The sequence below is a fragment of the Pseudomonas mucoides genome (assembly GCF_015461845.1).
GTDB lineage: Bacteria > Pseudomonadota > Gammaproteobacteria > Pseudomonadales > Pseudomonadaceae > Aquipseudomonas > Aquipseudomonas mucoides.
In genome coordinates, this window is sequence record NZ_JACOPW010000009.1 from 175313 (window position 1) to 188075 (window position 12763).

At 59.0% G+C, this 12763-nt stretch carries 10 protein-coding genes and 2 tRNA genes; 4 read left to right on the top strand and 8 right to left on the bottom strand.

Annotated features, from left to right (window positions below; all coding sequences use genetic code 11):
- Positions 1–63: 63 nt before the first annotated feature.
- The 6 genes from rplI to rnr all read right to left on the bottom strand — a co-directional run bounded on the left by rplI (position 64) and on the right by rnr (position 5852).
- Entirely contained in the window at positions 64–510 is a 447-nt protein-coding gene (rplI, locus tag H8F22_RS28220; protein WP_003197251.1) for a 50S ribosomal protein L9, read from the bottom strand.
- Between the two features lie 19 nt (positions 511–529).
- Positions 530–1423, bottom strand: coding sequence for a YybS family protein (locus tag H8F22_RS28225; protein WP_027921974.1), 894 nt, complete (start codon positions 1421–1423; stop codon positions 530–532).
- A gap of 36 nt (positions 1424–1459) precedes the next feature.
- Complete coding sequence (gene rpsR, locus H8F22_RS28230; RefSeq protein ID WP_002551829.1) at positions 1460–1690, bottom strand: 30S ribosomal protein S18; 231 nt, start codon at positions 1688–1690, stop codon at positions 1460–1462.
- 28 nt (positions 1691–1718) lie between these two features.
- Complete coding sequence (gene rpsF / locus H8F22_RS28235; protein ID WP_003217491.1) at positions 1719–2141, bottom strand: 30S ribosomal protein S6; 423 nt, start codon at positions 2139–2141, stop codon at positions 1719–1721.
- A gap of 316 nt (positions 2142–2457) precedes the next feature.
- Positions 2458–3225 carry a 23S rRNA (guanosine(2251)-2'-O)-methyltransferase RlmB gene (gene rlmB / locus H8F22_RS28240; protein ID WP_027921975.1) on the bottom strand — a complete coding sequence of 256 codons (768 nt, stop codon included), beginning with the start codon at positions 3223–3225 and terminating at the stop codon, positions 2458–2460.
- A complete protein-coding gene (gene rnr / locus H8F22_RS28245; protein WP_194940968.1) occupies positions 3222–5852 on the bottom strand; it encodes a ribonuclease R in 2631 nt (876 codons plus the stop codon). Before rnr ends, rlmB begins: the two co-directional genes overlap by 4 nt.
- 226 nt (positions 5853–6078) lie before the next feature.
- Between rnr and H8F22_RS28250 the strand changes: the two genes are divergently transcribed.
- The 4 genes from H8F22_RS28250 (at position 6079) to H8F22_RS28265 (ending at position 9253) form a co-directional block, all read left to right on the top strand.
- Positions 6079–6165: transfer RNA gene (locus H8F22_RS28250), tRNA-Leu, on the top strand.
- Positions 6166–6332: 167 nt separating this feature from the next.
- Positions 6333–6419 (top strand) — tRNA-Leu (locus H8F22_RS28255).
- A 258-nt stretch (positions 6420–6677) separates the two neighbouring features.
- Complete coding sequence (locus H8F22_RS28260; RefSeq protein ID WP_027921977.1) at positions 6678–7688, top strand: extracellular solute-binding protein; 1011 nt, start codon at positions 6678–6680, stop codon at positions 7686–7688.
- Positions 7688–9253 (top strand): ABC transporter permease, encoded by a 1566-nt coding sequence (locus H8F22_RS28265; RefSeq protein WP_194940969.1) that lies wholly within the window; start codon positions 7688–7690, stop codon positions 9251–9253. The genes H8F22_RS28260 and H8F22_RS28265 overlap by 1 nt, the downstream gene beginning before the upstream one ends.
- 121 nt (positions 9254–9374) lie before the next feature.
- Here H8F22_RS28265 and H8F22_RS28270 read toward each other — a convergent pair whose 3' ends face one another.
- A complete protein-coding gene (locus H8F22_RS28270) occupies positions 9375–11309 on the bottom strand; it encodes a methyl-accepting chemotaxis protein (protein ID WP_027921979.1) in 1935 nt (644 codons plus the stop codon).
- Between the two features lie 150 nt (positions 11310–11459).
- Complete coding sequence (locus H8F22_RS28275) at positions 11460–12749, bottom strand: adenylosuccinate synthase (RefSeq protein WP_027921980.1); 1290 nt, start codon at positions 12747–12749, stop codon at positions 11460–11462.
- Between the last annotated feature and the right edge of the window lie 14 nt (positions 12750–12763).

A 12763-nucleotide genomic window follows, 5' to 3' on the forward strand; every position in this document is an offset into this window, starting at 1 on the left:
GTAAACAGGATCGTGCCCGATGTTACCGGCAAGCACCCGAGGGTGCCAGCCGACAAGTACTAGTTAAGCTGCTACCACGACAACGCGTACGGTGGCTTCAACTTCAGCGTGCAGGTGCACGGCTACGTCGAATTCGCCTACGTTGCGGATGGTGCCGTTCGGCAGACGAACTTCGCTTTTTGCAACTTCAACGCCAGAGGCGGTCAGTGCATCAGCGATGTCGTGGGTGCCGATCGAACCGAACAGCTTGCCTTCGTCACCAGCGGTGGCAGTGATAGTCACTTCCAGCTCAGCCAGTTGGGCGGCACGGCTTTCAGCCGAAGTTTTACGGTCTGCTGCGGCTTTTTCCAGCTCAGCGCGACGCTCTTCGAACGCGGCCAGGTTGGCAGCGGTCGCAGCGGTAGCTTTGCCGTAAGGCAGCAGGTAGTTACGACCGTAACCAGCCTTAACGTTCACTTTGTCACCCAGGTTGCCCAGGTTGGTGACTTTTTCCAGAAGGATCAGTTGCATGTGAAAATCCTCTTAACTTTTAACCTTCACCGTTCGCGTTATCGGCATCTTTCGGTGCCGAACGACCGCGAAAATCAATCAGGCTGTCGACGATGGCCAAGACCACCAGCAACGGATAGATCAGCTGCATGAACAGCAACAGCGTGACGTACAACCCCACCAGCCAGAACCTGGCCAGTCGCTTTTGCGCCACCAGCCCGTGAATCAGGGCCAGCCCGGCGAACACCAGCGGTACGCTGCACAACGGCGTTAACATGGCCATCTGCGGACCAATGTTCGGCCCCAGAAGCATGCACGCCAGCAGCAACATCGCCGGCAAAAACGGGAATCGGATGGCGCGAAACTCGCGACCAAAACCACCCGGGTTGTACAACAACGCCTGCCAGTAGCGCCCGACAAGCAGGCTCAGCACACTGACGATTTGCAACAAGGCCGCAATCAGGCCGGTCAGGACCGGTGCAATCAGGGACGCAAAATGCGCTTGCTCGTCTACCGACAACTTCTCGTAGACATCACCGAGTAGCGACGGCATGACTTTTATCAAAGCCTGCGCCAGCATCTCGATTTGGGGACCAAACGTCGCCCCCAGCACCACCGAAAACACCACTCCCATCGCTATGCTGACCAGCAGCACGCGGTCCCAGGATTCGCTTGCGCGCAAAACCAACGCAAGGCTCGAAGAACCCAGCAGCACCAGAAGTGCCCGAGGGTCATCCGAGTAAAGCCACCAGATCAACGCCGGCAACATTCCCAGGGCAAGAACGCCAAGGGCGTCCTTCAATCCGCGCCGCAGAAGCACAAGGCATCCCGCGGCAGCACCCAACCAATACAACAACGGCAATGTTACGCATCCAGCCACTACGAGAGTGGCCTGCATGCGGCCGCGCATGATGAACTCAGCTATGGCGCGCATGCATTCAATCCTTTGCTACGTGTCGACTGCCCGGTCTCAGCGGCCGTGGCTGTCGGTGTAGGCCAGCAGGGCCAGGAAGCGGGCGCGCTTGATAGCGGTGGCCAGCTGACGCTGATAACGTGCTTTGGTACCGGTGATGCGGCTTGGAACGATTTTGCCGGTCTCGGATACATAAGCTTTCAGAGTGTTGAGATCTTTGTAATCGATCTCTTTCACGTCTTCAGCGGTGAAGCGGCAGAATTTACGACGACGGAAGAAACGTGCCATGTAATAGGCTCCTCAAAAGGTCCGTGGATTACTCGTCAGCGTTATCGCTGTTGTCGCTGTCATCACTATCAGCGCTTTCAGCGCCTTCGTGCTCAGGACGGTCGCGACGCTCACGGCGCTCACTGCGGTTTTCTTCAGCCTTGAGCATCTCGGATTGGCCGGTAACGGCTTCTTCGCGACGGATGACCAGGTTACGGATCACTGCATCGTTGTAGCGGAAGTTGTCTTCCAGCTCGGCCAGGGCCTTGCCAGTGCATTCAACGTTCAGCATCACGTAGTGAGCCTTGTGAACATTGTTGATTGCGTAGGCCAGTTGACGACGGCCCCAATCTTCCAGACGGTGGATTTTGCCGCCGTCTTCTTCGATCAGCTTGGTGTAACGCTCTACCATGCCGCCGACTTGCTCGCTTTGATCCGGGTGGACCAAAAAGATGATTTCGTAATGACGCATGAATGCTCCTTACGGGTTGTAGCCTGCCGCTCAAAAGCGGTCAGACAAGGAGTGAATGACACTTATGGACTTGCTTGCGATAGACACATGCGTGCCTGCCGTCACAGCAAGGGGCGCAATTGTAGAGAAGGGACAGGAGAGGCGCAAGGCAATTGGTGATTATTTGAACAGTTCGTTCATACCACCAATCCTCGCCCCACCACAAACCACTGTGGGAGCGAGCTTGCTCGCGATGAGGGCTCAACATTCAATATTTATGCTGAATGTTACTCCGTCATCGCGAGCAAGCTCGCTCCCACAGGGGATTTGCAGCAGATCAGGACTTTTTGGCGGTCCCGGCAGCCTTGACGCTGCGCTGACGCTGGGCTTCGAACAGGCAGACGCCCGTCGCCACGGAGACGTTGAGACTGCTGACGCTGCCCGTCATCGGCAAGTGCACCAGGTAGTCACAAAGATCGCGGGTCAGGCGACGCATGCCGCTGCCTTCTGCGCCCATGATCAAGATGGTCGGGCCAGTCATGTCTTGCTGATACAGGCTCTGCTCAGCTTCACCCGCCGTTCCGACAACCCACAAACCACGCTGCTTGAGCTTTTCCAGGGTGCGCGCCAGGTTGGTCACGGCGACCAACGGAATCACTTCCGCCGCACCACAAGCCACTTTACGCACCGTTGGGGTCAGCGTCGCTGATTTGTCCTTGGGTACGATCACTGCCAGCGCACCGGCCGCATCAGCCGAACGCAGGCAGGCGCCGAGGTTGTGCGGATCGGTCACGCCGTCGAGCACCAGCAACAGCGGTGCGCCTTCGGTACGATCCAGCAGCTCGTCGAGCATTGCCTCACCCCAGACCTGGCTCGGACTCACGTCCGCCACCACGCCTTGGTGCACGCCCTCAACCCACGCATCCAGCTCGCGACGCTCGGCATTGCCGACCGCAACGCGGTTTTCGGCGGCGAGCTGGATCAGCGTTTGCACGCGCGGATCACTGCGGCCTTCGGCCAGCCAGATTTGCTTGACGCGTTTCGGGTGGTGGCGCAGCAATGCTTCTACCGCATGCACGCCGTAGATCTTTTCCAACTGACTCATGGTTTAGCCTTAGGTTTACGCGCCCCGCCGCTTCTTCCGGCTGGAGCAGCACCCGCTTTTGGCGGACCTTTACGATGTTTGCTCGGTTTTGCTGGCTTGCCGCCGGGGGCATTGTCAGGCGCCGACCGTCCGGTCTTTCCCCCAGACGCCGCTTTACCGCCGCTTTTCGCTTCAGACAGCAACGCCTGTTTCATTTCACGGCTTTTACGCAGCTCGGCGTTTTTCGCCGCAGCATCGCTTGGACGATAGGCTTCGACAGCCTTTTCCTTGGCAGGACGACGACCGGTTTTTGCCGGTGCCGGTTCTGCGGCGGTTTTAGCCGCTGGAGCGGTTGTTTCGGTTCCGCGCTTCTTGCGGCCAATCGGCGCGCTGATGGTTTTTTCAGCCATCTCGAAGTCGATCTTGCGCTCGTCGAGGTCAACACGCATGACGCGCACTTCAACGGTGTCGCCCAGGCGGAAGCTGCGACCGGTACGTTCACCCGCCAAACGGTGGTGAACCGGATCGAAGTGGTAGTAATCGCCCGGCAGCGCGGTGACGTGCACCAGGCCTTCGACGTAGATATCGGTCAGTTCGACGAACAGGCCAAAACCGGTCACGGCGGTGATCACACCCGGGAACGATTCGCCCACGCGGTCTTTCATGAACTCGCACTTGAGCCAGTTCACCACATCGCGGGTCGCTTCGTCGGCGCGGCGTTCGCTCATCGAGCACTGCTCGCCGAGCTGCTCCAGCGCCGCTTCGTCGTACGGATAAATCCGCGCTTTCGGAATGGTCATCGCGCCAGCACGGCGAACGTGCGGGGTGTCCTGCTTGGAATGGATCACACTGCGGATCGCCCGGTGCGTGAGCAAGTCCGGGTAGCGGCGGATCGGCGAGGTAAAGTGGGTATAGGCTTCATAATTCAGGCCAAAGTGGCCCTGATTGTCAGCGCTGTACACCGCTTGGCTCAACGAACGCAGCATAACGGTCTGGATCAGATGGAAATCCGGACGGTCCTTGATGCTTGCCAGCAAGGCCTGGTAGTCCTTCGGCGAGGGGCCGTCCTTGCCTTTGTGCAGGGACAGGCCGAGCTCGCCGAGGAAGGCGCGCAGTTTTTCCAGACGCTCCGGTGGCGGACCATCGTGGACGCGGTACAGCGCCGGGATTTCGTGCTTTTTCAGGAATTCAGCGGTGGCCACGTTGGCCGCCAGCATACATTCCTCGATCAGCTTGTGAGCATCGTTACGAACGGTCGGACGGATCTCGGCAATTTTGCGCTCGGTCCCGAAGATGATCCGGGTTTCCTGCGTTTCGAAATCGATCGCGCCACGCACGTGACGAGCGGCCAGCAGCACTTTGTACAGCGCATAAAGCTGCTTGAGGTGCGGCAGAACGTCGTTGTACTCGCCGCGAAGCTGACGCGCCTCGGTGAGTTTCGGCGTTTCCAGCATCGCACTGACCTTGTTGTAGGTCAGGCGGGCGTGGGAGTGAATCACTGCTTCATAGAAGCAATAGTCGGTCATTTCGCCGGACTTGGAGATGGTCATCTCGCAAACCATGGCCAGACGGTCGACGTGCGGGTTCAGCGAGCACAGGCCGTTGGACAGCTGCTCAGGCAGCATCGGCACGACGCGCTCGGGGAAGTACACCGAGTTGCCGCGAACCTGGGATTCGTTGTCCAGGGCCGAACCGATCTTCACGTAGCTGGAAACGTCGGCGATCGCCACGTACAACTTCCAGCCACCGGAGAACAGGCGCAGCTTGCCCGGCTTGGACTCGCAGTAAACCGCGTCATCGAAGTCGCGTGCATCTTCACCGTCGATAGTTACGAACGGCAGATGGCGCAGGTCGATGCGCTTCTCTTTGTCTTTCTCTTCGACTTCCGGCTTGAGCTTGGCGGCTTCTTTCAAGACCGCTTCAGGCCAGACGTGAGGAATGTCGTAGGTGCGCAGGGCGACATCGATTTCCATGCCCGGCGCCATGTAGTTGCCCACGACTTCGACCACGTCGCCTTGCGGCTGGAAGCGTGGTGTCGGCCAGTGAGTGATCTTCACTTCGACGAACTGACCGATCTGGGCGTTGGCGTTGCGGCCCGGCGTGACCAGCACTTCTTGCTGGATCTTCGGATTATCCGCAACGACGAAACCAATGCCGCCTTCTTCGAAGTAACGACCGACGATGGTTTCGTGAGCACGGGAAACCACTTCGACGATCATGCCTTCACGGCGACCGCGACGGTCGAGGCCGGAAACGCGGGCCAGGGCACGGTCGCCGTCAAAGACCAGGCGCATTTGCGCCGGGCTCATGAACAGGTCGTCACTGCCGTCGTCCGGGACCAGGAAGCCGAAACCGTCACGGTGACCGCTGATGCGGCCAAGGATCAGGTCGAGCTTGTCCACCGGCGCATAAGTGCCGCGACGGGTATAGATGAGTTGAGCGTCGCGCTCCATGGCGCGCAGACGGCGACGCAGGGCTTCGATCTGGTCTTCCGTGGTCAGACCAAACTCTTCGACCAGCTGCTCGCGGTTAGCAGGCGAACCTCGATCAGCAAGGTGCTGAAGGATCAGTTCGCGGCTAGGAATAGGGTTTTCGTATTTTTCCGCTTCACGAGCGGCCTCGGGATCGAGGGACTGCCAATCGGCCATTAGAGAGTTTTCACCTTGTCTATATGCGGGTTAGTTTGGCATAGGCGTAATGAAACGGGAAATTTCAAGCTATGACAGCCCTTCTAAAGCCCTTTATCGACATCGCAACGCTGATTTAAAGACCACTGGCGAAATTTTCCAGGTTTTTTTGATGTCGGGGGTTTACAGTTAAAAAGACGCTCCGTATAGTGCGCGCCATCGACGACGCAGACGCGCTGCCGATACTGCCCAGATGGTGAAATTGGTAGACACGCCAGCTTCAGGTGCTGGTGACCGCAAGGTCGTGGAAGTTCGAGTCTTCTTCTGGGCACCAATTTCGAGCTTGAGATTAGATCAATTTCAAGGCTCACACAAAAACCCGCGAAAGCGGGTTTTTTGCATTCCAAGCTTCTGATTTATTAAATCTAAATCAGGGGTTTACAGATCAAAACGCTCTCCGTATAGTGCGCCACATCAACAGCGGCAACGCTGAAGATAAATGCCCAGATGGTGAAATTGGTAGACACGCCAGCTTCAGGTGCTGGTGACCGCAAGGTCGTGGAAGTTCGAGTCTTCTTCTGGGCACCAATTCAAATTCATGGTTACGACCTTGAATTTCACAAAAACCCGCGAAAGCGGGTTTTTGCGTTTCTGGCATCCGAAAACCTGCCCCCCCTCAAGAAACACATGACCTTGTAGCAGCTGGCGAAGCCTGCGTTCGGCTGCTGCAGGTGTTGGGTCCGCCGCTCTAGCTGGCACTTCCCGACCCAGCAAGGCGCACTTGAGAAACAATATCGTTTATCATTGTTGCAAGTTTTTGCAATGCGACAGTGAGGAACCCTGCGAATGATGTTTCGAAATACCCTACGCCGCGGCCTGACCTTCACCCTGCTCGGCCTGGTACTCGCCACCCCCCTCACCCAGGCGGCCGATCCGGTTTCCCTGACGCTCTATAATGGTCAACACAAGGAAGTCGGCGACGCCATCGCCAAGGCTTTCGAAGCCAAGACCGGCATTCATGTGAATGTGCGCAAAGGCAGCAGTAACCAGCTCGCCAGCCAGATCATGGAAGAAGGTGACCGCTCCCCTGCCGACGTAATCTACACCGAAGAATCACCGCCACTGAACAAACTCGGCGAGCAAGGTTTCCTGGCCAAGACCGACGACGCCACGCTGGCGGTTTTGCCCAAGGATTATGTTGCAGGCAACGGCACCTGGATCGGCATTACCGCTCGGGTCCGGGTGGTGGCATTCAATCCCAAGCTGATCGAGGAGAAGGACCTGCCGAAATCGGTGATGGAGTTCTCCAATCCAAAATGGCAAGGCAAGGTCGGCTTCGTGCCCACCAGTGGCGCTTTCCAGGAACAAGCGGTCGCGATCATCAAAGTGCACGGCATGGACGCAGCCGAAGAGTGGCTGACCGGCCTGCGCGCGTTCGGCAAGACTTACAGCAACAACATGGTCGCCCTGAAGGCTGTGGAAAATGGTGAAGTCGCCACGGTTCTGGTTAACAACTATTACTGGTTCGCCCTGCAACGCGAGAAAGGCCAACTGGACTCGAAACTGCATTACTTCACCGGCGGCGACGTCGGCGGGCTGATCACCGTTTCCAGCGCAGCCGTGCTCAAATCCAGCAAACACGCAAAAGAAGCCCAGGCGTTTCTGGCCTACATGGCGAGCGAAGAAGGCCAGCGCGTGATCACTCAAACCACCGCCGAATACCCGCTGCACAAAGGTATGGAATCGGATCGTGGCCTCAAGCCGTTCAGCGAACTGCAAGCACCCAATGTCACACCGGCCGATCTGGGTAACGCCGAACAAGCCCTGGACCTGGAACGCGACGTTGGCTTGAACTGATGAGCGCTTCGCCAGCCTCCCCCGCCTCACGCGGGGTGTACGTGCCTCGGCGCCAACGGCCGTCGATCTGGCTATTACTGCCAGTCCTGCTGCTGGTTGTGCTCAGTCTGTTGCCGCTGATGTATGTCGGCCTAAAAGCCTGGCAAGCCGGCTGGGCCGAAGCATTGCACCTGCTGTGGCGACCGTATGTGTTTGGGTTGCTGCGCAATACGCTGGCGCTGATGGTAGGGGTAACGCTAGCCTGCGCCTTAATCGGCCTGTCACTGGCCTGGCTGCTGGAACGCAGCAATCTGCCGGGGCGGCGATTGTGGGGCGTCATCCTCTGTTTGCCGTTCGCCGTTCCGGCGTTTGTCAGCAGTTTTACCTGGGTTTCGCTGAGCGCTCACTTTGAAGGTTTGGGCGGGGCGATTTTGGTGATGACGCTGTCCAAGTACCCGCTGATCTTTCTGCCGGTCGCGGCGACCTTGCGCAATCTTGACCCCTCTCTTGAAGAATCTGCCCGGACACTCGGACAGAATCGCTGGGGCGTGTTTTTCAGAATCACGTTGCCGCTGCTCTGGCCATCGTTGCTGGCGGGCTCACTGCTGATCGCACTGCACATGCTGGTGGAGTTCGGCGCGCTGTCGATCATCGGCTTGCAAACCTTTACCACGGCGATTTATCAGCAGTTCGAACTGGAATTCAGCAATGCCAATGCAGCGATGCTGTCAGCGGTGTTGCTGGCGCTGTGTCTGGCGTTGTTATGGCTGGAGCTGCGGGTTCGCGGCAAGGGCCGACATGTTCGTACCGGCCAGGGTGCGGCGCGGCATGCGGAACAGGTTCGATTGGGGCCCTGGGCGGGCATCGGACAGCTTTACTGCCTGGCGCTGGCGATCATCGGCAGTGGCATTCCACTGGGAATGCTGGGGTATTGGCTGGCGGTCGGCTCCTCAGCCGCATTTCCGGTCGCCGCCATCGGCGAAGCGCTGCTCTCATCGCTGGCACTCTCCCTCGGTGGCGCAGCGCTTTGCCTGGTGCTGGCCGTGCCAGTGGGCTTGCTGGTGGTGCGTTACAAAGGCCCACTGGCGATCTGGGCCGAGCGACTGCCGTATCTGCTGCATGCGTTGCCCGGCCTGGTGATTGCGCTGACACTAGTGTATTTCGCCCTGCACTATGTGCCGGTGCTGTACCAGACGTCCGCCTTGCTACTGATCGCTTATGCGTTGTTGTTTCTGCCGTTGGCTCAGGCGCCGATTCGAACGGCTCTGAACAAGGCTGCACCGCAACTGGAAGAGGCTGCACGCACACTCGGGGCTACGTCGTTCAGTGCGTTTTGCCGGATCACGCTGCCGATAATTTTCCCGGCGCTGGGGGCGGCGTTTGCGCTGGTGTTTCTGGATGCGATGAAGGAGCTGACGGCGACATTGCTATTGAGTCCCACCGGGCTCAACACACTGGCAACAGAGGTGTGGGCGCATACCGCGAATGTGGAGTTTGCGGCGGCGGCGCCTTATGCGGCGTTGTTGATAGTGGTGTCGGGGGTGCCGGTTTATCTACTCACGACTCGGATGTATCTGAGCCGTTGAGAGCGCCTTCGCAAGCAGGCTCACTCCCACACTGGATCTACTGTGAACTCACACTACGTGAACACCAGAGATCAAATGAGGGAGCGAGCCTGCTCGCGAAGGGGCCAGTCCGGACAACCGATTACGCCCTGAACTGCCCCAGACTCGCCTTCAACTGCGCCGCCAACCCATCCAGCACCTTGCCGCTGGCCGTGGTCTCCACCACTGCCTGAGCCGCTTTCTCGGCCTGCGCATGAATGGTTTCAACCCGCCCCCGCACCGCCTGCGCACCTTGCGCCTGATGCGCCGCTGCCTGAGTCGCCAGGCCAATCGCCGCATGCACCTGCTCGACCGATTCCTGCACCGACTGCTGCAACCGCGCACTGTCGCGCAGCACCAGCAAACCTTCACTGGCCTGACGCCCGGCTTGACCAATTGCCGCCACCGCTTCGCGCGCACCTTGCTGCAAGGCAACGATGTGCGCCTGAATGTCGCCGGTCGAACTCTGAGTCTTGCTCGCCAGTGCCCGCACTTCGTCAGCGACCACGGCAAATCCGCGACCGGTCTCGCCCGCACGCGCCGCTTCGATGGCCGCGTTCAGTGCCAACAAATTGGTTTGCTCCGCGATCCCGTGAATCACCGTCAGTACCACTTCGATCTGTTCACTCTGTTGCGCCAGTCGTTCGATGACTTTCGCCCCGGTGTCGACCTGCCCGGCCAGCGCCTCGATCAAGCTGCCGACTTTCGCCGAGGTCCGGGTGTTTTCATCCGTGGCCGAACGAATGTCCACCACCTGCTGCAAAGCTGCCTGCATGGCATGACTTTCAGATTGGGCTTCATCGGCCATTTGCGACAACGCTCGCAGGCTCTCAGCCACTTCATCGCGCTGCATTCCGGCGGCCTTGTCAGCTCCGGCATTACGCAGGGTCATGGCACCGATTTCCACGCCGGTACGCTGGGCCACATCGCCGGCTTCACGCACGATCGGCTGCAACTTATCCACAAAGCGATTGACCGCCGACGCCATGTCGCCGATTTCGTCCTTGCTGTTGATCTGCACACGCTTGGTCAGGTCACCCTCGCCAGCCGCCAGATCATCCATGGCGCTGATCAGCATCTTCAAGCGATTGACCACGCGCCGCCCCAGCACCACGGCCAGCAACAACAGCACGCCGCAACCGACCAGCGCCAGACCCAGACCAATGCGCCAGCGCAAGGTCGCGGCCGCTTCCTGTACGGTACCGGTGGTGTTGGCTTTCATTTCAGACGCCGTGGACTGCGCCGACTGCAAACGTGCACCCATCGCCGCGGCACTGTCGGCGGCCGCGCCTTTGAGGCTGTCGCCCACCAGTTGATCGCTGCTGGCAATCAGCGCCGAGAAACGCTTGTCCAGGGCCGCGAGGTCGGTTTCCACTGACGCGGTGGAGACCCCCATTATTACCTTGCCGATTTCCACACCATTGGGATTGATCGAGGCTTCGAGGTAATAAACCGAAGGATCGTTCTTCGCCGCATCCAGCACTTTGTCGAGCGCTCGCTCGCCCTGGCCTTTTTCAAGGAGGGCCTTGTTGATCGGGTTTTCACGATTGAGGTAGCGCGTCAGGTGCTGCCCGGTCGCATCGTCATACACCACGAACAACACATTGGGATTGCGCTGGGCCCGGCGGGCGAATTCGGACAAGGTTGGAACGTCACTGTCCCACATCGCGCGGGGGGCGACCGAGGCCAAGAGCTGCGCCATATCATTGGCGGAGTCCTTCAGGTCTTTTTCCAGCGTCGCACGCAACTGAGCCTGCTCATCCTTCAAACGCGAGGACAAACCGGCCGTAAGGCGCTGACGCGTGCTGGTCGATAGGTTGTCGAGGCTCGACGTGACTTCACGCCCTGCCTGCTCAAGTTCGCCAGAGAGCTTTTGACTGTCGACCCCCAGGCGCACACCCAGATCGGCTTCCAATGCAGTCACTGTGCTCCGGGTCAGAGCAACAGCCACCAGCACTTGCACCAAAAGGGCGATACCGAGGGTAACGAACACGGGCCGCAACAAACGGCTTTGTAACAATGAGAGAACTGCCGACACTTAAAATCCCTCTGCTTTGGCGCCATTAAATTGATGGCGCGCTGGAAGCGATGCTTTTATTCAACATCACAGCAAAGGTCATGCCGTCCAAGAGGCATAAACGACAAAGGGCCCTATTAAGGACCCTTTGTGTTTCACTTCAATGACTTATCAAGCAAACGGATGACGCAGAACGATGGTTTCGTTGCGGTCCGGGCCCGTCGAAATAATGTCGATCGGCGCGCCGATCAACTCTTCAACGCGTTTGATGTAGGCACGAGCGTTAGCTGGCAGCTCTTCCAGGGTTTTGGCACCCACGGTCGATTCGGTCCAGCCCGGCACTTCTTCGTACACAGGCTGAAGGCCTACGTAGCTGTCTGCGTCGGTCGGAGCAACGGCGTTGCCCTGCGCATCTTTGTAACCGACGCAGATGTTGATGGTTTCCAGGCCGTCGAGTACGTCCAGCTTGGTCAGGCAGATGCCCGAGATGCTGTTCACATCGATTGCGCGACGCAGGATAACGGCGTCGAACCAGCCGCAACGACGGGCACGGCCGGTGGTAGCACCGAACTCGTGACCTTGTTTGGCCAGGTGCGCACCCACTTCATCAAACAGCTCAGTCGGGAATGGGCCCGAACCTACGCGAGTGGTGTAAGCCTTGGTGATGCCCAGGATGTAATCCAGGAACATCGGACCTACGCCCGAACCGGTCGCCACGCCACCGGCGGTGGTGTTGGAGCTGGTCACGTACGGATAGGTGCCGTGGTCGATGTCCAGCAACGAACCCTGGGCGCCTTCGAACATGATGTCTTTGCCGGCGCGGCGCAGGTCGTGCAGCTCGGCCGTCACGTCCAGCATCAACGGCTTGAGCAGCTCTGCATATTCCTTGCACTCGGCCAGCGTCTTTTCGAACTCGATGGCAGGCTCTTTGTAGTAACCCACCAGCATGAAGTTGTGGTAATCCACCAGTTCACGCAGCTTGTCTTCGAAGCGCGGCATGTTGAGCAGGTCGCCAACGCGCAGGCCACGACGTGCAACCTTGTCTTCGTACGCCGGGCCGATGCCGCGACCAGTGGTACCGATCTTCAGCTCGCCACGGGCCTTTTCACGGGCCTGGTCCAGCGCCACGTGGAAGGACAGGATCAGCGGGCAGGACGGGCTGATACGCAGGCGCTCGCGCACCGGTACGCCTTTCTCTTCCAGCTTGGTGATCTCGCGCAGCAGGGCGTCAGGTGCAACCACCACGCCGTTACCGATCAGGCACTGCACGCCTTCGCGCAACACGCCCGACGGGATCAGGTGCAAGACGGTTTTCTCGCCGTCGATCACCAGCGTGTGACCCGCGTTGTGGCCACCCTGGTAGCGCACTACGGCGGCAGCATGTTCGGTCAGCAGATCAACGATCTTGCCTTTGCCCTCATCACCCCATTGGGTGCCCAGGACTACGACATTCTTACCCATAACACTTGTCCTCA